Origin of the sequence: Desulfovibrio subterraneus (genome assembly GCF_013340285.1) — a bacterium.
Lineage (GTDB): Bacteria > Desulfobacterota > Desulfovibrionia > Desulfovibrionales > Desulfovibrionaceae > Halodesulfovibrio > Halodesulfovibrio subterraneus.
On sequence record NZ_BLVO01000016.1, the window covers coordinates 737,791 to 758,985 of the forward strand.

The 21,195-nt window shown below is 57.1% G+C and carries 20 protein-coding genes; 12 read left to right on the forward strand and 8 right to left on the reverse strand.

Going from position 1 to position 21,195, the window contains the following annotated elements; genetic code table 11:
- Positions 1–3: 3 nt before the first annotated feature.
- Both HUV30_RS17515 and HUV30_RS17520 read right to left on the reverse strand, forming a co-directional pair.
- A complete protein-coding gene (locus tag HUV30_RS17515) occupies positions 4–1,053 on the reverse strand; it encodes a sulfite exporter TauE/SafE family protein (protein WP_243452237.1) in 1,050 nt (349 codons plus the stop codon).
- A gap of 25 nt (positions 1,054–1,078) precedes the next feature.
- The gene (locus HUV30_RS17520) at positions 1,079–1,366 is read right to left on the reverse strand and encodes a DVU0150 family protein (RefSeq protein WP_174406789.1); all 288 of its coding nucleotides are present in this window, start codon (positions 1,364–1,366) and stop codon (positions 1,079–1,081) included.
- Positions 1,367–1,640: 274 nt separating this feature from the next.
- Here HUV30_RS17520 and HUV30_RS17525 point away from each other — a divergent pair, with 274 nt between their 5' ends.
- Together HUV30_RS17525 and HUV30_RS17530 are read left to right on the forward strand one after the other, a co-directional pair.
- Entirely contained in the window at positions 1,641–4,280 is a 2,640-nt protein-coding gene (locus tag HUV30_RS17525; protein ID WP_174406790.1) for a sigma 54-interacting transcriptional regulator, read from the forward strand.
- Positions 4,281–4,295: 15 nt separating this feature from the next.
- Complete coding sequence (locus HUV30_RS17530; protein WP_174406791.1) at positions 4,296–6,863, forward strand: PEP/pyruvate-binding domain-containing protein; 2,568 nt, start codon at positions 4,296–4,298, stop codon at positions 6,861–6,863.
- 130 nt (positions 6,864–6,993) lie between these two features.
- Here HUV30_RS17530 and HUV30_RS17535 read toward each other — a convergent pair whose 3' ends face one another.
- From HUV30_RS17535 to HUV30_RS17560, 6 genes are all read right to left on the reverse strand, one after another.
- Positions 6,994–7,410 (reverse strand): response regulator, encoded by a 417-nt coding sequence (locus HUV30_RS17535; protein ID WP_174406792.1) that lies wholly within the window; start codon positions 7,408–7,410, stop codon positions 6,994–6,996.
- A 1-nt stretch (position 7,411) separates the two neighbouring features.
- Positions 7,412–8,215, reverse strand: a complete 804-nt coding sequence (locus tag HUV30_RS17540) for a sensor histidine kinase (protein ID WP_205245252.1) — start codon at positions 8,213–8,215, stop codon at positions 7,412–7,414.
- A 20-nt stretch (positions 8,216–8,235) separates the two neighbouring features.
- Positions 8,236–8,640: a response regulator gene (locus HUV30_RS17545; RefSeq protein WP_174406794.1), complete on the reverse strand. Its 405-nt coding sequence runs from the start codon at positions 8,638–8,640 to the stop codon at positions 8,236–8,238.
- Positions 8,641–8,723: 83 nt separating this feature from the next.
- On the reverse strand, positions 8,724–10,382 hold the full coding sequence (locus HUV30_RS17550; protein WP_174406215.1) for a sensor histidine kinase: 1,659 nt from the start codon (positions 10,380–10,382) through the stop codon (positions 8,724–8,726).
- Positions 10,379–13,012, reverse strand: a complete 2,634-nt coding sequence (locus HUV30_RS17555; protein ID WP_174406795.1) for a PEP/pyruvate-binding domain-containing protein — start codon at positions 13,010–13,012, stop codon at positions 10,379–10,381. Before HUV30_RS17555 ends, HUV30_RS17550 begins: the two co-directional genes overlap by 4 nt.
- A 9-nt stretch (positions 13,013–13,021) precedes the next feature.
- A complete protein-coding gene (locus HUV30_RS17560; RefSeq protein ID WP_243452238.1) occupies positions 13,022–13,429 on the reverse strand; it encodes a response regulator in 408 nt (135 codons plus the stop codon).
- A 539-nt stretch (positions 13,430–13,968) separates the two neighbouring features.
- Here HUV30_RS17560 and HUV30_RS17565 point away from each other — a divergent pair.
- The 10 genes from HUV30_RS17565 (at position 13,969) to HUV30_RS17610 (ending at position 21,194) form a co-directional block, all read left to right on the forward strand.
- Positions 13,969–14,256: a barstar family protein gene (locus tag HUV30_RS17565; protein ID WP_174406796.1), complete on the forward strand. Its 288-nt coding sequence runs from the start codon at positions 13,969–13,971 to the stop codon at positions 14,254–14,256.
- Between the two features lie 36 nt (positions 14,257–14,292).
- On the forward strand, positions 14,293–14,547 hold the full coding sequence (locus HUV30_RS17570) for a MafI family immunity protein (RefSeq protein WP_174406797.1): 255 nt from the start codon (positions 14,293–14,295) through the stop codon (positions 14,545–14,547).
- Positions 14,548–14,583: 36 nt separating this feature from the next.
- On the forward strand, positions 14,584–14,781 hold the full coding sequence (locus tag HUV30_RS17575; protein ID WP_174406798.1) for a DUF4926 domain-containing protein: 198 nt from the start codon (positions 14,584–14,586) through the stop codon (positions 14,779–14,781).
- 174 nt (positions 14,782–14,955) lie between these two features.
- On the forward strand, positions 14,956–15,327 hold the full coding sequence (locus HUV30_RS17580; protein WP_174406799.1) for a UCP019853 family protein: 372 nt from the start codon (positions 14,956–14,958) through the stop codon (positions 15,325–15,327).
- Between the two features lie 103 nt (positions 15,328–15,430).
- Positions 15,431–15,610 carry a hypothetical protein gene (locus HUV30_RS17585; protein WP_174406800.1) on the forward strand — a complete coding sequence of 60 codons (180 nt, stop codon included), beginning with the start codon at positions 15,431–15,433 and terminating at the stop codon, positions 15,608–15,610.
- Between the two features lie 157 nt (positions 15,611–15,767).
- Positions 15,768–16,127: a hypothetical protein gene (locus tag HUV30_RS17590; RefSeq protein WP_174406801.1), complete on the forward strand. Its 360-nt coding sequence runs from the start codon at positions 15,768–15,770 to the stop codon at positions 16,125–16,127.
- A 954-nt stretch (positions 16,128–17,081) separates the two neighbouring features.
- Positions 17,082–19,511: a pyridine nucleotide-disulfide oxidoreductase/dicluster-binding protein gene (locus HUV30_RS17595; RefSeq protein ID WP_174406802.1), complete on the forward strand. Its 2,430-nt coding sequence runs from the start codon at positions 17,082–17,084 to the stop codon at positions 19,509–19,511.
- Positions 19,511–19,726: a DVU_1557 family redox protein gene (locus HUV30_RS17600; protein WP_174406803.1), complete on the forward strand. Its 216-nt coding sequence runs from the start codon at positions 19,511–19,513 to the stop codon at positions 19,724–19,726. The genes HUV30_RS17595 and HUV30_RS17600 overlap by 1 nt, the downstream gene beginning before the upstream one ends.
- 7 nt (positions 19,727–19,733) lie before the next feature.
- The gene (gene trsM, locus HUV30_RS17605) at positions 19,734–20,624 is read left to right on the forward strand and encodes a DVU_1556 family methyltransferase (protein WP_174406804.1); all 891 of its coding nucleotides are present in this window, start codon (positions 19,734–19,736) and stop codon (positions 20,622–20,624) included.
- A gap of 111 nt (positions 20,625–20,735) precedes the next feature.
- A complete protein-coding gene (locus HUV30_RS17610) occupies positions 20,736–21,194 on the forward strand; it encodes a DVU_1555 family C-GCAxxG-C-C protein (protein WP_174406805.1) in 459 nt (152 codons plus the stop codon).
- Position 21,195: the final 1 nt, after the last annotated feature.

A 21,195-nucleotide genomic window follows, 5' to 3' on the forward strand; every position in this document is an offset into this window, starting at 1 on the left:
CCCCTAGGCCGCATGGGCCTTGTTTTCGCGGTTCTTCTTGGCGCGCAGTTCAGCTGCGGCTCCGGTGAACATAACCTTGATGATGTAGAGACATATCAGGGAGATGGTGCCGAGAATCAGAATGGCGGAAGGCATGTCGTACTTGAACTGCTTGAGGATGATGGAGATCATGCAGCACAGCACTGCGATGCCGAATGCCACGCGGATGCCGTAACCCTTGGAGTACTTGGTCGCCACGGTGCCGATCTGCGCGCCGATGGCTGCGCCGGTGAGCATTACGAATACTGCGACCAGTTCAATGCGGCCCTTGAGCGCGAAGGTAAAGGCGCCGTACAGACCGGAGATCATAACTTCAAAGAGGTCGGTGCCAACTGCGATATGGGTGGGGCAGCCGATCAGGTATACGAGGGCGGGCATGCGGAGCAGGCCGCCGCCGATGCCGAGGAAGCCGGCCAGAATACCGGTGGCAAGGCTCACGAGAATGGGCAGCCATGCGGAACAGGTGAAGCCGGAAGCCTTGAAGTGAACCATCGGGGGAATATTGATGCGGTGCAGGGTCTTGTACCAGGTAATACCTTCTGCGCCGCGGTCGGTCACGTCGCCCATCTTGCTCTTCTTCACAGCCTTTGCGTAGTCATAGAAGACCATCCAGCTGATGAGCGCGAGGAAGACAACGTATACCCAGCGGACAACCGAACCGACGAGGCCGATACGCTCCAGCCACATGACGAGCTGGGCGCCTATTTCGATACCGACCATGGTACCTACCAGCATTACCATGCCTAGTTTGTAGTCCACGTTACCGAACTTGGAGTGGCGGATGGTGGAGATCATGGACTTGCCGGCGATGTGGGCAATGTCCGTACCGATGGCGAATGCCATGGGGAAGCCGATGATGTTGAGGCCGGGGGTAACCATCCATGCACCACCCATGCCGAAGAAGCCGCCGATAACGCCCACCGAGAAGCCGATGAGAACCAGCGCAGGCCACAGTACTTTCACGCCCGCGATGGGCATGTACATATACAACCAGTCTGCTGCGAACATTTCCATGGTATTTTCCTTCTACTCGCGGTGGTTAATGTTCCACAATCTTGCGGGATGTGAGGTCAAGGCCGGTGCGGCTGAGCAGGAAGTCCATGAGCACGCCGAGGAAGCAGCCGTATACGGCGGTGAGTATTACTGCCCACGTGGCATTCATGGTCGGGTTCGTATTATACAGGTCCGCAAAATAGCGGAGAATGCCGGAATCGATAACCCGGGTGTCTGCCACCACCACGAGATCCGCTGCTTTGCCGGCAGCTGCATGTGCCAGAGCGGGAAGTGCCGCTACCATGGATACGGCAAGAGCCATAATCCGCTTCATGTTCCGTCTCATAAGAACTCCTCCAGTTTTCCGTTGCATTGAAAATTTCAGCTGTTTCAGTCTGCGGCTCCCCCACCGGAGCGGACTTGGTTGCCGCGCAATTGCAAGTGTTTAGAGCAAGAGGTGGGCCATTGCGCGAAGTGGTTGACGAAGCTGGCTGAAATGTGTGAATATTTTTTTGTGAAAAAGGTCACAGACTGATTTTGGAAAAATGGCGTTGCGCGGATATGCGCGGGTGTGCGCGGAAAATGCGTTGGTTTTGCGGGAGAAGTTCATGAGCATAGTGAGCAGAAGAAATTCCCATTCACTGAGTGTGCCGTTTCTGGCCGGTTTCAGGCAGGCGTCTCTGCGCACCCGTCTTCTGGTGATTCTGGTGCCGCTCATCGCCCTTGTTCTGGCTGTGACCGGAATCGTCTCCTATCTCGTGACCTACGATTATGTGACCATCGCATTGCGCAGAAACGCAATGGTGCACAACCTGGCAACAGCTGAAGCCTTGCGCAATGTGCTTGAAGAAAGTCGCAAAGATGTGAGTATTGTTGCTCAGCAGGGTCTTGCGCGAGATGGGATGCGCGATTATTTATCGCGCAAAGCAGAGGCTGGCGGCGGCAGGTACCTTGCCGCAGGCATGGTCAGAAAGGATGGCGGCTGCACGCTGATGATGTCCACCGCCAAGGGGGGCTTTGTCGATATTCCGGAGGCCGAAGCGGAGGATATGAAGCCTTCGCCCCACTCCATCCTCCAGCGCGTGCGGCACCTGCCGGATGGGCATGTCTGGCTCTCCGAGGTGATGACCATGCGGTTCACCGATCCGGAAAGCCCGGATATGACAGGCAGGCTTGAGATTCCGGCCGTCATGCTGGCTGCGGTGAGCGATGTTGCGGGCGAGCGCCTTGTCTATTTTGTTGTGCTGGATGCCCGTATCCTCCGCAATGTCCTTTCGCTTTACGGTTCTGAAAAGTCGCCCATCAGGGCCTTTGTCCGCACGCAGGAAGTCCGCTACAGCTATCTTTTCAACATGTCCGGGTGGATTTTGTTCCAGTCGGAATCTGTCGATACTCCCGATGTTCCCCTTTCTACCTACCTTGCCAGGTCTTCCAAGGTTGGCACGCTTGGCCTGCCCGAACTGGATTGCGCCTTCCGCCCCGAGGCGGACGACCGCTTCTGGCACATGCTCGGCGAAGTACGGCAGGGGCGGCAGGGCGTGCTTGAAGACCTGCGCCCGCCATATCTGACCGAAACCATGAAGGAGATTGCCACTGCCTATGCGCCGGTTTCCTTCCGTCCGGCACCGGATGCTGCTCCCTATATATGGGGTGGAATAGCCTACTATGATGTGAGCCGCCTGACTGTTGCGGCCGGCTACAAGCATATCGACATCATGTTCATTGTGGTGATTGCAGCCTGTGTGCTGGCAACGCTGCTTATCTATTTCGTTTCCGGCATGCTTACCCGCTCACTGCGGGGGATCACCCGCGCGGCAGAGGCCATGCACGATACGGGCGATCTTGGCCCCATTAACGTGGCCGCACAGGGGTATGAAGCCCGCATGCTGGAGAAGGCCATCAATTCCATGCTGAAGCGCATGCGGGCGCAACTGGACGAGATACAGTGCAAAGATAACGCCATCCGCGCGGTGGGCATGAAGGAAGCCGTGCCGCTGGAAACCTTTTTCATCCGGCCCTCCGAGCTTGCAGAACGGGTGCCGCAGATCATAGGCGGCGGTGCAACGCTCGATGCTTTGCGCCGCAATATCCTTAAAGCCGCTCAGGTGGACGTGGATGTGCTTATCGTGGGCGAGACCGGCACCGGCAAGCAGCTGACCGCAGAGGCAATACATTGCAACAGCGTCCGCGCTGAATATCCTTTCATCTCAATCAATTGCGGCGAGCTTGATGAAAATCTGCTCATAGATACCCTTTTCGGGCATGTGAAAGGTGCGTTCACCGAGGCAAGAAACGACCGTCCCGGTGCGTTCCGTGAAGCGGATGGCGGTACTCTTTTCCTCGATGAAATCCAGCTTGCGTCGCCCAAGGTACAGCAGTCCCTGCTGCGTGCGCTGGCCATGCGGGTTATCAAGCCGCTTGGCAGCGACAGGGAGGTGCCGGTCAATGTGCGCGTCATTGCCGCGACAAACGTTGATCTGCGTGCCCTGTTTGCAGACGGGCGGTTTCGTGAAGACCTTTACTTCCGGCTCAATGTCATCACCATTGCCACGCCCCCGTTGCGCAATCATCCGGAAAATATCCTGCCCATTGCCGCGTACTATCTGTGCGAAGCAGGAAAACAGGCGGGCAGGGAATCGCTGGCGCTCAGCCGCGGGGCCGTGGAAAAGCTCATGGCCTACCGGTGGCCGGGCAATATCCGCGAACTGAAAAATGCCATTATCCGCGCAGCAGTCATGACCAATCATGACGTTATTCAGGCGGATTGCCTGCTCCTTGACGGGCGGGAGGAAAACTGGACTACGCCGGATGCTGACCGCGCAAACGAAGGTGGAGGACATGAAGCATCATGGATGACTTCCTCCCCGTCTTCTTCCGCGTCTGCCAACTCGTCAGCCAACGCGTCTTCCTCCGGCGTTGCTTCCGAAGCCCTGTCCGGTGCAGCCTCTGCGGAGACCGACAGGCAATCACACCGGCCTTCCTATGCGGAGAGCAGCGCAGCACGCGAACCCGCACCCGAAGTTCTTCGCGAACCAGAGGGGCTGAACCCGCGGCAGCAGCTTGCATGGCGCATTCTTGCCCGCAAGGGAACGATCACACGACGGGAGTATGAAGAGGCCGTGGAGGGTGACATTGCTCCGCGCACAGCATTGTATGATCTGCAGGATATGGTCAGGCGGCAGGTAGTTGAACGTGTGGGCAGCGGCCCGGGAACCGTGTATCGCCTCAAGAGGCCCCCGTCGCGGTAACGCAAGGAAGGTATCATGCGCAGTCTTTCGTCCATGTTGTCACGGCTGTTCGGCAGGGGAACCCCTGCAGGAGCGACAAACGAACAGGCTGCGGACCTGTTCGGCAGACGCTACAACGCTTTTCGCGACCTTCTGGAATCCAACTCCGAGCTGCTCGGCATTATCAGCGGGCTGCAGGAGATGCTGGACGGCGAGACCGTATTTGGCCGTCCCTTCATATCCACTCAGACTTCCCGTCTGCTATTCCATGCCACGCGCATGGTTTCCAGCCTCGATACGCTTTCGGGCGGCCGCTATCCCGACCTGGCCGTGGCGCTTGCCCGCATCCGCGGTGAGATGGATGCGCTGGTCACGCAGCCGCGCCACAGCGGTGCCACTCCCTATGTATTGCCCCTGTCGCAGCTTTCACGCCTTGCGCTCGATACGGTGGGGGCAAAGGCGGCAAACCTTGGTGAACTGAAACGGCTTGGCCTGCCTGTGCCGGAAGGCTTTGCCGTGAGCACGGCAGGGTTTGACGCCTTCATGGGTCACGAAGGCCTGCTCGACGATATTCTCCGCAGGGCGCGGGAAATCATGCCGGACGATCCTGCCTCCATCCGCGAGGCTTCCGACGATATTCAGAAAATTGTGATGCAGAGTGCGCTGCCTGCCGATCTTGAGCAGGCTCTTGCCGAGGCATGGGCATCCCTTGCGGCCAGAGGTGTTACCCGTTGTGCCATGCGCAGCAGTGCCGTAGGCGAGGACGGCGAGCTTTCCTATGCCGGACAGTATGCCACAGTGCTCAACGTGGATGGCGCATCCATGGTGGAAACGTACCGGCAGGTTGTGGCCAGCCTGTTCTCTGAACGGGCCATAACCTACCGGCTGTTCATGGGCGAGCCGCTGGAAGCCTCGGCCATGAGCGTGCTGTGTCTGGAGATGGTGGATGCCGTGGCAGGGGGCGTGCTCTATACCCGCAATCCCGTGCCATTTGCCGAGGGCGAGGAGCACATGGTGCTGGACGCCGTTTGGGGGCTGGGGGCCTACGCCGTGGACGGCGAGGTGACGCCGGACAGGTTTGTGCTTTCGCATGATGACCCGCCCCGTCTTCTCTCCTCAGCCGTGGCGGACAAGCTCCGGCAGCTGCTCATGAATCCCGAGGGCGGCGTCACCCCCGCCGATGTGCCGCAGGATAAGCGGCAGGCTCCGTGCCTTTCGCCTGCGCAGTGCATCGAACTGGGAGCCATGGGGCTGCGTATAGAAGCGCATTACGGGTCTGCACAGGATATTGAATGGGCACTTGGCCGTGATGGCGGGCTGGTGCTCCTGCAGGCTCGCCCGCTGAAGATGGAACTGGAACAGCAGGTGGCCTGCATTCCCGTGGCAGGGGAAACCGTGCTGCTGGAAGGGGGCGACTGTGCCGCCTCCGGCGTTGGCTGCGGCACGGTGCTGCTGCTGGATGAAGAGAATATTCCTGCTGGCATTCCGTCCGGCACCATTCTGGTTGTCCGGCATCCCTCGCCGCGTTTCGTGCCTGTTCTCGTGCGTGCGGAAGGGCTGGTGGCAGAAACGGGCAGCCTGACAGGGCATCTGGCATCGCTTGCACGTGAATTTCAGATTCCGGCCCTGTTCAATGCCGAAAGTGCATCCTCCGTGCTGCGGCAGGGCGATGTGGTCACGCTGGATGCCGCCTGCGCCCGTGTGTATGCAGGCGAGGTGGCTGCCGTGCTGGAACGCAAAGCGGAAAAAATGCCTGTCATGGCAGGAACAGCCATGCTGGAACTGCTGCGCAAGATCGCAGACCTTGTCATTCCCCTGTACCTTACGGACCCTGCCTCCGGCGACTTTCGGCCCGATTCGTGCCGCACGGTGCATGACCTCATGCGGTTTGCGCACGAGGTCTGCTACAAGGAGATGTTCCGCATAAGTGACATGCTTTCCGACAAAAGCGTTTCTGCCGTGCGGTTGCAGGCGGCGCTGCCTGTTGATCTGCATGTGATTGACCTTGGCGGCGGGCTGCATGGCTCAGGCGGGTTTGTCACGCGGGAAGAGGTGCTCTCCGAACCCTTTGCCGCGCTGCTCGACGGCATGCTGGACCCTGCCGTGGCACATGGTGCCCCGCGCCCCGTCAGTCTGCAGGGATTTCTTTCCGTAATGAGCCGCCAAATGCTGGAACCGCCCACGGCAGGTGACCAGCGGTTCGGCGAGCGCAGCTATGCCATTGTTTCCGACCGGTACCTGAACTTCAGTTCACGGGTGGGCTACCATTACAGCGTGCTGGATGCCTTTTGCGGGCAGGCGATGGACAGCAACTATGTGCATTTCGAATTCAAGGGCGGTGCGGCGGGTGAGGAACGCCGCAGCAGGCGGGTGCAGGCGCTTGCCCGCATTCTCTCCGCTCTGGGGTTTGTGCTTGAGGTGCGGGGTGACCGTGTTGTGGCCCGCTTCCGCAAGTATGACAGGGAAGAGACAGTGGAACGCATAACCGCGCTGGGCAGGCTGCTGATTTATTCGCGCCAGATGGATATGCTCATGCACGACGATGCCTCGGTGCAGATGGCCGCAGAGCATTTCATAAACGGTGAGTATCGCCGGTTTTCGTGATGGAGTGGCGGCACCTGCGTGCTGTCGGTGTATGCTGTCGCGTATTGTCGGGCGTTTTCGGCACGATAGCGTTGCCGGTTGCCAGGGCGTAAAAGGGCTGGGTGTGGACGCTGCGCAGTAGCGGGAAGGACTAGGCCTTACCCTTGCTGTTGGTAAAGGTGCCTGTGCGTTGTTCCCTCGTGCGCTCGTAAACCCTGTGGATGCGCTCGGCAAGTTCATCTGTGGTGCAGGGCTTGAGCAGATATTCTGCGGCCCCGCAGTGATAGCCTTGAACAGCCTGATCCACGCAGGCATGCCCGGTGAGGATGATGCAGGCTGGCGGCTCGGGCATTTCGCGGATGCAGCGAACCGTCTCTGTGCCGTCCATGCCCGGCATGCGCATGTCCACAACGCACACATCCACGGTTTCGGTTTTCAGCAGGGTAAGTGCTTTGGTGCCATCTTCGGCGGCGAACACGGAAAAGCCCCGCAGAGAGAGAAGCCGTTGCAGATTCTCCCTGAAACGCAACTCGTCATCCACAATCAATACACGAATATTCTGGGCCATATCATTTCCTTCCGCGTTTGCGGGCCGGTGTTTCCGGTGTGGGAGACGTGGCGTTTTTGCCTGCTTCCCTGCCGGTATCCTTAACGGGGAAATGCGCTATGAATTCCGCGCCAAGCCCCTGCGTGCTGCCCACTTCGATAAATCCGCCCAGCTTGCTGACAATGGATGCCGTGATGGTAAGGCCAAGGCCGGACCCCACACCGGGCTGTTTGGTCGTGTAAAAGGGGTTGAAGATGCGGGCAATGTCTTCAGCCGGAATGCCGCAGCCGTTATCCCGCACGGAAAGCACCCAGAAATCCGTGCCTTCGTGCCGGACGGTGACGTGGATTTCGCCCTTGTCGGTTATGGCCTGTGCGGCATTATTCAGCAGGTTGAGCACCACCTGCCGCAGCAGCGGCGGATCAGTTGTGATGCCGAGGGCAGATTTGGGGTAATGGCGCTGGATGGTTATGCCTTTCTTGCGGACCTCACGTTCCATGAGCGTGACCATGCCGTCTACCAGCGAAGTGGCATCCGCTTTTTGCGGAATGGGCGATTTTGTGGAAGCGAGTGAAAGCAGGCTGTGGATGATTTCTGCGCAGCGGTCCACCTGATTTTGGATCTGCCTGAGCGATTCGTCCGATTCAGGCGTAACCCCGCCGCTCTGGCCAAGATGATGGCGCAGCAGTTCAACCTCCTGCCCGATGATGCCGAGCGGGGTGTTGATTTCGTGGGCTATGCCCAGCGCAATTTCGCCCAGCGCCGCCAGCCGGTGTGACCGCATGAGCGGCTCCTGAATGAAGCCCAGCTCATCCTGGCGCGCCATGCGTACTGTCTGCCACGTGCTCATTGTGCCCTCAATCGTTCCATGTGCAGTTTGCGCCGTTCATAGGCGCTGCGGATTTTGGCTTCCAATTCGTCTATGGCGTAGGGTTTCATGGCGTAGTCGTATGCGCCGTATTTAAGGCTCTGTATGCCGGATTCCACTGAACCGTGCCCTGTCAGCAGAATCACTTCGACGGTGGGCACCTGCCGTTTGAGCTGAATAAGCGTTTCCATGCCGTCCATGCCCGGCATCTTCAGGTCCAGCACAACGACATCCACGGGAATTTCATGCACCCTTTTGAGTGCGGTCAGCCCGTCGTGCGCCTCGAAAACTTCCATGCCCCGTTTGCCGAAGCGTTTGGAAAAATAGAGGCGGAAGTCGTCCTCGTCATCCACTACGAGTACCTTTATACCTGTCCTGTCCATCGGGCCTCCCGTTGTGATCCCGATACATGGTGAATATTCAGGGCCGGTCTGCCGTTGCCATGGGTATTTGCAACGGCTCATCATCATGCCGTTTCAGCCAGAGGCAGCAGCACGGAGAACGTGGTGCCCGTTTCCGGTGAGCTTTCCACCCGTATGTTGCCGCCCATTTTTTCGACAATGCCGTAGGATATGGCCAGTCCCAGTCCTGTTCCCTCGCCTGCGGCCTTGGTCGTGAAGAAGGGGTCGAATATCTTGTCGATGATCTGCGGCGGAATGCCGGGGCCGGAGTCCATGAAGTCTATCTGCGCAAAGCCCGCCGTGGGCGCGACCTGCGTGCGTATGCGTATGGTGCCGTCATGCCCCACCGCGTCTATGGCGTTGTCCAGCAGGTTGAGAAATACCTGCTGCACCTGCGAGGGGTCTATGCGGACCGGGGGCAGCGCGCTGTCGAGCGACCGTTCTATGGTGATGTTCCGGTGCAGGGCTTCGTTTTCCAGAAACGCCACGGTTTCATCCACCAGCGCGTTGGCGTTCACATGTTCCTTTACCGGTTCCATGCGGCGGCCGAACCCGAGCATGCGGTGGGTTATGCCGCGCGCGCGTTCTATGTATGCGTCGATGCGGGTGAGCACCTTGCGGATTTCATCGCGGTCCGGCTCTTCGTTTTCGTCCGGGTCCAGCAGGTCGTGCAGCCAGCCTGCAGCTTCGCGTATCAGGGTGAGCGGGTTGTTGAGCTCGTGCGCCACGCCTGCCGCCATTTTGCCCAGTGCCGCCATCTTGCTCTGATGCAGCAACGAGGCATCAAGCCGTGCCGCCTCCATGTCCGCCTTGCGGATGTGGGCCACCAGCAGCCTGCTGGTAGTTATGGTGCCTATGACGATAATGATGATGCCGATGGAGCAGAGCAGCAGCACATCCGTCTTGGTGCTCAGCAGCGGGCTCATCTCCTCTGCCACATCGTCGGTAATGACCAGCAGCCATGGGGCATTTTCCAGCCACGACATGCCTATCATGCCCGGTCTGCCGTGCATGGTCTCGTTATGTACCCGTATGCCGCGAAACCGCTCAACGGATGTTAACGGAGCGGGTGCCATCGGGCCGCCGCTGAAGCGTGATGCCGTCTGCAGTTCCATCTTGTCGTTGACGAGAAAGGCGTCGCCGCGGCTGCCGCTTTGCACGCTCTGCACCAGTGCGTTGAAGACGTTCATGTCTATGGTGGCACGCAGAATCCATGTTTTTTCCCCTTCATCACGCCGGATGGCGATGACGAAGTGCGGAAAACGGCGCTGCCCCATGAAGACGTTGCTGACGTAGACACCGCGCAGCAGCACCTCATGAAACCATTCGGCATCGCTGTAGTTGGCCGTGCGCAGTTGATACGGCCCTTCGTAGGCTACATGTCTTCCCTGCTCGTCGATCACGCCCATATCCACGAACGAGGCATTGGCGTGCGAGGCGGTTTCGCGGAACAGCCTTCGCAGGTACCCGGGAGATGTGAGGGTTTCGTAATCATGTATTCCGGCCAGCGTCTGCAGGATGGAGCGTTTTTCTTCCAGAAACAGATCTATGGCCATGCGCTTGTTTTCAACCGTGGCGCGAAGGTTTTCCCTGATCTTGCTGTTGTAGGTTTCCGAGAACTGAATATAGATGAAGACCGCCAGCGAAAGCAGCGGTATGACGGCAAACACGAGGGAAATGCCTGCAATGCGGCCGAACAGTTTCGAATACTTTGCTTCGATCACGTCCGGCCCTCCGCAGTGGTATCGGCATTTCCGGCGGCACTGCCGTGCGCGGCGTCCTCCGCATCCGCCTGAGCTGCGGCGGCCCGCTCTGCCCGCCTGCTCCGCACGGCTTCTATCACCGTTTCCATGCCCTGATAGAGGCGCTTTCTCCATTCGGAAGCCCTGCCTGCATCGGACATGACCATGTCGAGCTGGCGGCTGTGCATGATCAGAAAGCCGAGCAGCGCGGCGCCTTCTTCTGTTTCATGGGCATACAGGCCCTCTATGCGGGCGAAAAGGGCATCCTCCACGACATCCACACGAAATCCGCGTTCTTCAAGCAGCTCACCCAGCAGGCGCACGCGTCTGAGCCTGCGGTCAAGGTCTGCTGCGCCGCCCTTGAAGCGCAGGGTGGCGTAGTTTTCCTGCGGGGTGTCGGTTATCTGCGCTTCTGCTGTGCTGAAATGGAAGCCGAACCGTGCCTGCAGGTTGCAGAAGGTGGAGGAAATCATGAAATAGTTCTGCTGCGTGAACTGGGTGTGCGCGGCAGGGTCCAGCTCAGGGTTGGAGGCCGCCTGCACCAGCACGGACATGAACCCGCGCGTATCAAGAGCCACGGGCGCTTCAAGGGGTACTGCGGTCATACCTTCCCACAGGGCAAGCATGGGGACGGAGCGTATGTCCTTTATCTGCACGAAGCGTGCATCCAGGTCCGGCCCGAGGCCATCGTCAAGGTCCACCACGCGGTATTGCATGGGACGGTCTATATAGAGCTGTCTGCTCAGGGTGTCTCTGGGGAATCTGTCGTCCACCCGGAAGAGTTCTTCAACGGCCTTTTCGTGGCAGAAGCGGGTTATGTCATGAAATGTGTTGCAGCTTGCGGGGCGGAATTCTTCAGCTGCCGGATCAAGCAGGTGCAGCGGCACGATATGCTCTGCGGCGTTCTTGAGCGTGGCATGCACGGGGCTGCCCTGCATGAGGTTGCGCGGTTTGCATGGCCTGTCTGCGAGCAGATGGCTGGCGCATCCGGCATAGATGCGCTTGTAGTCCGCATCCACGGTAATGTCCGCCACGTTTTCCAGCGCGGCAACGGCCCCTTCCAGCCCGAACAGGGCCGGAATGCCGAATTCGCGGGCCACACTGGCCAGATGTCCGGTGGCGCTGCCGCGTTCTGCCACAAGCCCTGCCACCCGGTTCATAACCGGTGCCCAGCGGGGCAGCGACTGCACCATAACGGCAACGGCCCCGTGCGGGCAGCCGTAAGCATCTTCACTGTTGCGCAGAATCTGCACCGGACCGTGGGCAATGCCCGAGGCGGCGGTTATGCCCCCCTGCATGAGCGGGGGGGGCGCATCGTCATTGCGGTCGGGGAGCGGGTCTGCCGGGGCGTCCGCATGCAATGGCCTGCTTTGCAGCAGGATGAGGCTGCCGCTTCTGTCCAGCGCCCATTCCACATCCTGCGGGCTGCCGAAATGCCGTTCCAGCCCGTCCACCTGTCGCGCAAGGGTGGCGAGGTGTTCCTGCGTCAGCAGGTTGCCGGTAAGTTTGGCAGTGTTGGACGTTATTGCAATGCCGCTGTCGTTGCGCCGCATGATGATGAGGTCGGCATCGCGGCTGCCGTCCACAACGGCCACTGGTGCGCCATCCACCGCGTTGATGATGATATCCGGCGAGGCAATATCCGCGGGGTCGCGGCTGTAGGCCACGCCGCCTGCCACGGCATCCACCATGACCATGCAGGCCACGCACATGTCGATATCCTCGTCGCGCAGGCCACGGTTGAACCGGTAGGCAAGGGCGGGGACATCGTATTTTCCCGCCACAACCTGCCGGTAGGCGTCTATGACATCATTGAAGCGCACATTGAGCACGGTGCGGTACTGGCCTGCGGCGGTCATGCCCGCCAGATCCTCACCCAGCGCGCTGCTGCGGACGGCGAGGGTTCTGTGGCTCCCCATGCGGCGGCGCAGCTCGCTGCAGGCATCTTCTATGGCGTCCTGCAACTGCGGCGGCAGGGGGGATTGCTGAATCTGTTCCTGCAGCCGGTGGCTGAGGGCGGCCAGCCCTTCAAGGTCGCCGGTATCCGCTATCTGTGTCAGACGGCGGATTTCATCCCGCAGGCCGGAATGTTCCATGAACAGACGAAAGCCCGTAGCCGTGACAACAAAACCTTCGGGGATTGCCAGTTGCAGGTTGGCTGCCGCAAGGCTGAGATTGAGTGCCTTGGGGCCCACCTCGCCCGCATGCTCCTGTGTCAGGCCGGCAAGCGGCAGGGCCAGCGGGCCGGATGTATCCCTGACTCGCGGTTCCAGCGTTGCGGCAACGGCGTTGTTTATGGCGTGAAAACGTTCTTCGAGTTCAGGGTAGCCATTGTCGGAAAGGGCATTGATGCGTTGCACCATCTGGCGGACGGAAGAGGCAACCTGCACGCACCGGCTGCGGATGAATGCCATGCCGAAGGGCATGGTGCCGTGCAGGGCTTCCTCAATTTCCGACATGCCTTCCAGCGCCTTGTTGTTGGCGCGGATGAGCAGGCGAAAGTCGTTGCAACGCGCGCGGTGGCGCTCCTTGATCAGGGACGGATCGACAGGCGGAGTGGCGGGGCGGCCGAGAAAGGCCATGACGCGTGCAATGATGTTCGGCTGGGGCACGGCATCCTCCTATGGGGCTGCGCCCGACATAGCGGGCGGAGGCTGCAGGCACCCGCAGGAGCATACATTGACGATGGCTTCCACCAGTTCGTCAATATGCACGGGTTTTACGAGGTATTCGAATGCGCCAAGAGCAAAACCCGTTGCCGTGTCAGAGAGATCGGCATGGCCCGTGAGTATGATGCAGTGTATGAGCGGGCGCATCTCTTTGAGACGGCGCAGGCATTCAAGCCCGTTCATGCCGGGCATCTTCATGTCCAGCACCGCCGCATCGAAGGTGTTGTCTGCGGCAAGCCGCAGCGCCTCTTCTCCGCCGGAAGCCGTGGTCACCACAAAGCCGCGTTTGGTCAGCCGCTTTGACATGAGCTCCAGATAGTCCAGCTCATCATCCACAAGAAGCACCTTCAGGTGGGACATATGCGCTCCTGATTGTCGGTCTGGTTTTGCCCGGGCAGCATCGCAGGCCTTTCCTGCCTTCATGGAAAGAACAAATTGCGTGCCAATCAAGCGCGAGTGTAGGTCAATGTATTTCAGGGTGTTATGTCAGATAAAGGCGGGCGCTCTCTGCGGAGCTGTCATGGTCTTTTACGGGCTGTAAAAGATTCAGCCCTCACGGTGCAGGTTGTTGAGGCGGCGGATGATCACCGTCTGACCCACCTGAAAGGCGAAGCCTCGAATTTCGAGATGTATCTGTATACCGGAAGATACAAGGATACCTTTGTAGTGGTTTCATCTGCGTGGCATCCATCCATGGTGCAGCAACCGGAGGGGGTCAGCTCCCTATGTGCTGCGCGATATGCAGAAGATCAGAATGGAAAAGGGGTCTGAACGTGGTGCCGATGAATTAACATGCTGCGCGGATATGCTATGGCGTAACTACTTGATAAGCGGAGAATATTATGATGAAAGTATATGCGTGGGGCTAAGCTTTGAAAATTTAATAGGTGGTTAGGCGCATGGATATCTTGATTGAAGGCAGCATGTTGCAGAGTGAGTCGGATTTTCATCATGAGCTTGCAGTAGTGCTTGGTGTGGAGGCCTATTATGGCTACAATCTTGACGCACTTTGGGATTTGCTTAGCGCAAACATAGAAAGACCTATTCTCCTGCGATGGATTTGCTCAAACGAATCAACGGAGTATCTGGTTGATAAGTTTGAAGAAATAATCAATGTGTTGGAACGGGTTAAAAAGCAAGACGAGCGGTTTGGCTTGAGCGAACGGTTTGATTATTGCCTTGAGTAGGGTGGTGGGACATTCTTAAGAAATAAGGGCAATGAGATGGAAAAAATAGAGATGGCGGAACTCATCATTAGGACTGTTCTCGGTCAAGTCGGAGATGAATTCCCTGACAATACGGTGCTAATAGTTGATGATCTAATTGCCCATAGCGAAGTTGGAGTGGCGTTGGAGATTTTGTGCTCTCAAATTTTTGAATACAACATTGAGCTTTCTGATGGGCATAGGGCTCGCCTCAAAGATGCGGCGTGCTTGCTGGAGATGTCTCAGTCTCAGCTGGATGGCCTGTCTGATTAGATGTTTGGCCTGTGTCCCCGTCAAAAGGAGGGTAGTATGATTAATGAATATGATTCTGTTGTTCTGGTGAGGTGCGTAGAAGGAATCCCTGCTGGGACTAGTGGTGCTGTCTTAATGGTTTTTGATAATGGAAATGCTTATGAGTGTGAATTTTTTGATGGGGAAGAGAGTCTTGGTACGGTAACTGTTAAATGTGAATGTTTGCGTTTGGTTGAACGCTATGTAGAAACGTAGTATGTGTCTTCGTAAGTAAATGCTTCGCTTTGTTTCTTATAGATTTTCTGATCTGTTTTATTGTTCTGTATTACTTTGCTCGTATGTTGTTGGGGTGTTAAATTGACCAGTCAATTTTGTGTTGTATGGTAATTAAGAGTATGGCGTTGGTGCCTAGGTGTTATGAGATGGAGTGTGCTGGTGATATATACTGCTAAGATTGTTTCAATTGACAATAATGATGAGGATGATTTGTCAATAAATATTGATGGATGCGTGTTGCGATGCTTTTGTGCTTATACTCCATACGATATTGTCGAAGGGGAAGTGTATAATGTGGAGATGTCGTTGTTTTTTAATGATGACATAGATATGAATATATCAAGTAAAAGTGTTGGAGTGTATAATGTTTCATACTATAAGCATTTGATTGTTGGACACTGTGTTAATGGTTGTGTGTGCTCTGGTATCAAATTTTGTGATGAATATTTTAAGTCTTGGTTTGGAATGTATGATGGAAAATTGGTTGAAATTGTTGTCGATAGGATTGATTTAGTTTTTTTGTAATTGACTTGTTTTCGTATGTAATATTGTTGGTGTTGTGTAAGATTTGGCTGTATAAGCGAATGTGTTGTATGGTATTTATATTTTAAAAATATGGAAATTTATTATGATAAACATTGAAGTTACTGATGATGAATTGAGGTATCTGATTGCTTGTGGTTATGCATTGTTACTCAATGTGCCTGAGGAATCACTTCCAACGTATTGCCGTTTTACTAAAGAGCAAATAATAGAAATAGGCTTAAAGTTTCGAACAATAGCTGATGAAAACGGTATTGATCTTTAGAGTAATGGAAGCTGGAATCACAGATGCGCGTAAATAGATTGCTATGTGAATGATTATCAAGTCATGGTTTTAATATTGGGATGTGCTGTATATTTGTCGAGTATTGGTTTTATAAATGTGCAAAATGCTGAAGCGTATGCGGACAGCGTGTTAGGGTGTGAAAGGCAATGGGTTTGAAGTTGCCTTAGAGATACTTTGCAATAAATATTCAAAATTGTACTTGTCAAAAGTTGTTTCTAAAGCTGTTGTTAATGGTGTTTCGTCTCTAAAAAGTAATCTATTGTTCGCTGCAGGCTATTGTGTCAGCGAAAAGCAAGAGTATTATTTTAATGATCTTGTGAGATTTTATGAGGAGGTTGTTGACTTATTTGATATAGATAGCTCGTGTCAATATGACATTTTTAGTGTTTATTCTTGTTTTAATTGCTTATTGCGTTATAAGTCTGTAGGAGATATGTTGTCATCTGAAGGTGCTGCTATGATTGTTGGTGGCAGCCTATCGAATGAGTTGCTATGATATTGGTGATTGATTGTGAAAATTGTATATATAGATTGGCTTTCCCTAGAAGGTAAAGAAGCTTTTATGCACGTTGATTCGTGCGTTGGCGAGTTCGTTGTGTTTTGCCATCCATGTAGCTATTGTATTTCAGATAATGTTGTCGATGGGCTTTATTGTATGTCTGTAGGCAATGTAGCTGTCACGGCTGGTAGATGTGGTATATTTATGAATAATGTGGATCATGCATTGTTAGAGGGGTTGTTGATGGGATAAGAGATGTTGTTGTTGGTAGTGATGTGAGGGTTGAGGTTGATGTTGATTTGGGGTGTGGATTTAAGGTTGGTGATTTGGTGCAGTTTTCTTGCGGAAGAATTGACGTTCTGTAAGTTGCACAAGGGCTTGTTTTTAATTGTTTTAGAATGTGGCAATGAGATAATTAAGGCTGCCCCAGGTGGGCAGCTTTTTCTTTGCCGCCTCTTCCAACTTTTCGGAACTTACGAAAACTGAAACTCCCGTCAGCCCCCCCCATTCCCTCCCCTCTCTACACTTCATGGAGCATATGAATGCGCCCGATAAGGGGTGAGAGCACCCATATGCGGAAGATGCTTATGGCACCGTAAAAGGCATAATTTCCGACGTGGATCAGCATTGTGGCTGCCATGCCACCGGGCTGCGTGCCGTTCAGACAGGCAAAGCAACATGCTGGTGCACAGCGCGCACCGGGGGCTTCCGGCGGTTGACTTAATATGTCGCCAAAGACATAAGAATGCCGTAAGTCGGAGAAAACAGTCTGCGGCGGGCAGTCCCGTCCCTGAAGTGGGACTTGCCGGGTGGGCTGGGGGTGATGGTAAGGGGCATGGCTAAGTACAGGGGAACACAGTAAAATGACAATCAAATTACACCTGAATTGATGTCGATTTCTTGCGGGCGGCTTTGTCATGCGCTTCCCGCATTCTTTCGGAGACCTGCACGATGGAACAAGCCGAACTTCGAAGCTGGGAAGCCCGATGTACGCAGGAAGAGCCGCCGCGCTGCCGCGCAGCCTGCCCCCTGCATGTGGATGTGCGAGAATTCTGTACCCGTATGGCGGACGGAAAGGTGGATCAGGCATGGGCCACCCTGTGCCGCTCGCTGCCGCTGCCATCCGTTATGGCGCGGATATGCGATGCCCCCTGCAAAAACGCCTGCCTGCGCGGCGAGGCGGGTGGTGCCGTAGAGGTGGGCGCGCTGGAAAGGGCGTGCGCCGATGGCGCATCGCGAACACCGGTATTACCGGTTCCCCCTTCCAAGGGACGCACTGCAACCGTGTTCGGCAGCGATATGGCCGCACTGACAGCGGTGTGGGACCTTTCCCGCAAGGGCGTTGAGGTGGTTCTGTACTGTCCTTGCAGCACTGCTGAACTGCCTTCCCGGTTGTATGGTCATGTGGCCCCCGAGCTGGCGGCGGACCTGCAACAGCATTTTGAAAAGGAACTCGGCACTCTGAACAGGCAGGGCGTTGTCCTGCATGAGCAGGATGCCCTTTCCGCAGAGATGGTGGATGCCGCCATGGCAGAAGGGCGGGCAGTGTTCATTGCGCCGGATGTGTATCACCTGCTGCACGGCGGCGATGTGCCGCCCGATCAGGTGACACTGGGTACGGTGCGCAGCGGTGTTTTTGCGGCAATGCCGTTATCCGGTCCGGCATCGCCCGTACAGCTTGCCGCACTGGGCCGCAGGGCAGCCATTTCCATGGACCGCCTGTTCCAGAACGCCAGCCTTGCTGCGGGAAGAGAGCGCGAGGGCGTGTTCGAAACCCGTCTGTTCACCAATATTGCAAAGGTTGCCCCCGAGCCGCCGGTTCCGGTGCCTGCCGAAGGCTATTCGCCTGCGCAGGCAACAGAAGAGGCTGCCCGCTGTCTGCAATGCGAGTGCATGGAGTGCGTGAAGAACTGTGCCTACCTCGCGGAGTATGGCAGTTATCCCAAGCAATATACCCGCCGCATCTATAATAATGAATCCATTGTCATGGGCACGCGGCAGGCCAACACCATGATCAACTCATGCATGATGTGCGGGTTGTGCGCATCCCTGTGTCCTGAAGGATTCGATATGGGGGCGCTATGTCTGCAGTCGCGGCGGGGCATGGTGAAACGTGGCAAGATGCCGCCCTCTGCGCATGAATTTGCTCTGCGCGATATGCAGTTCGCCAATGGCGATGATTGTGTGATCGCCTCGCACGCACCGGGAACGTCTGCCAGCGCGTGGCTCTTTTTCCCCGGTTGCCAGCTGACCGCATCCATGCCTGACGCTGTGGAGCGCACATGGCAGTGGCTGCGCGAAAGCCTGCCAGCCGACAAGGGCGGGGTGGGTTTGCTGCTGCATTGCTGCGGTGCGCCGGCACATTGGGCAGGACGCCCCGATATGCACGCCGCGGTGGTGAAAGAGGTGCGCGGCAGATGGGAGAAGCTCGGCAGCCCGCCGATCATTGCAGCCTGCCCCACCTGCACGGACATGCTGCGAAAAGCGATGCCGCAGGCTGTGATAACGACCCTGTGGGAGGTGCTTGCCGATACGCTTGCAGCGTCTTCAGATAATACAATTTACGGCAACACCACCCTTCCCGCATCGCCTGTACCGCACGGGACCGAGCTTGTGCTGCACGACCCCTGCAATACCCGTGACGATGCTGCCTTGCGCAGTGCCGTGCGCACGTTGCTGGCGAAACGTTCCATAACCGTCAAAGAGCCCGAGCTTACGGGCGAGCATACGGAATGCTGCGGCTTCGGCGGTCTTTCGGAAAGCGCCAATCCTGACCTTGGCAGCAAGATACGGGACGGCAGGGCAGCGAGGCTATCAGCCGCTTCCGGTGACGGACCCGTTGCCGATGCCGTAACCTATTGTGCCATGTGCCGCGATATGCTTGCCAAATCGGGCAAGCGCATCATGCACCTGCTCGACCTGCTCCTGCCCCCGGCAGAGGCGCAGGCCCGTGTCTGCTGTGGTCCCCGGCAGGGAGCATTGCCCTATGCGGGGCCTGCTCCTTCCTATTCAGAGCGGCGCGAGAACCGCATCCGTCTCAGGGAGCGGCTTGTTCCGGAGTGTCAGGGCGAGACGGCCCGCACACCTGCACCGTGGGAGAATGTGCGCGTCAGCTACACCGATGAGGCGCGAAAGACCATGGAATCACGGCGCATACTCGATTCCGATGTGCGCAAGGTGCTGTTCCACATGGAGCAGGGCGGCGGCTGGCTTGAAAATGTCAGCGATTCCGCATCCAAGGGGCGCAGGCTGGCCATGTTCCGGCCAACAATCGTGACCTATTGGGTGGAATTTACCTTGGAAGGGGACGGCGCATACCGCGTGCACAATACGTGGTGTCACCGCATGCGCATTTTTCCATCGAAACAGGGAGCCGCATAATGAGCACCATGAAAGTTCTGGATAAGGATTATTCCGAATGGGTTTGCGCGGGATGCGGCCAGCCGCTGCAACCCGCCCCTGTAGAACTGGAATATATGGAAAGCCTGTTCAATGTGGAACTGCCCTGCTGCGTTGCATGCGGCATGGTGCTCATTCCCGAGGAACTGGCGCTGGGCAAGATGGCGGACGTGGAGCGCCTGCTGGAAGACAAGTGAGGATGTTGTGACGCACCGCACTTTGCATGCCGCTTCTGCTGTGCCTGCCCCTGACATGTCAGCGGCTGGCGTGACTGCTGCGGCTGGCGTGACTGCTGCGATTGGCGAGACTGGCGAGACTGGCGCACAGAAGCACGGCACGGACGGTGAGCCGGTGCAGGTGTTGCCCTTGTGGGCGCGTCCGGCCATGCGGTCTGTAGCCGGAGGCATATTTCGTCCCGGCGGGCTTGCGCTGACCGACCATATTGCCGAGCTGGCCGGAGTATTGCCCGGCTGGCGTATTGCAGACATGGGCTGCGGACAGGGGGCTTCTGTCCTGCGCCTGCGTCAGCGGTACGGGGCAAAGGCCGTGGGCGTGGATGCCGCGCTCTCGCAGGCCGGTGCCGCAGCTCCGGTCAGGCTGCCGCTTGCCGTGGGCGATGCGGCCAATCCGCCTTTTATGAACGGCAGTTTCCGGATGGTGCTGTGCGAGTGTGTGCTTTCCCTGTTGCCCGATACGCAGGGCGCGCTGCGTGCCTTTCATGCCCTGCTTGAGCCGGGAGGCGTGCTTGCCGTGAGCGATTTGTATTACCGTCATAAGCCGTCCGCAGGCGTGGATGCCGCACAACAGGGAATCAGTAGTAAAGGGGGCTGTGCTACGGGAAACTGTGTAGGGCAGAGCTGTCTTGGCTGGGGTGCCGACAGAGCTGCTGTGGAAGCGCATTTGCGGCAGGCCGGTTTTGCGCTACGGGTATTTGAAGATCATTCCGATCTGCTTGGAGAACTGGCAGCACGGCTGGTCATGGCGGGTGAACCGCTGTGTCCTCCTTCTGCCGGAAGCGGAACTGCGGGATATTTTTTGATGATTGCCGACAGACTGGAGGCCAGACCCGACGACAGGACCCGACGACAGACCTGACGAAAGGGCCTGGCGAAAGAACCTGGCGACACGTCTGTGCCGGACATGACGACGGGCCGGGCTTCCGGCTTCGTGCCTGCACCGGAGACACTCTTACTATCGGGAGGCGAGATGATCGACCGGACTTCCCTGCGGATGATGCAGCTTGCCGGACAGGGCTACTGCTGCAGCCAGATACTGATTCTGCTTGCACTTGAAGGCATGGGACGTGAAAACCCCGACCTTGTGCGGGCCATGGCGGGCCTGTGCCACGGCATGGGCGACTGTGACGGCCCCTGCGGAGTGCTGACCGGAGGCGTATGCCTTCTCGGCATGTACTCCGGCAAGGGAACCGATGATGATGTAGCGGACGACAGGCTCCCGCTGATGCTGGAATCCTTCCGCGACTGGTTTGCCGGGGCCGTTGCCGGATATGGCGGCATATCCTGCGGCAGCATAGCGGGCGGCGACTGCCGCACTCCGGACCCTTCACGCTGCGGCACGCTGCTTTCCGGCGCATATGCCCGCATCATGGAGATTCTGGTGGAAAACGGCATGGACCCCATGACAGGCAAGGGCGATCATGCCTGAG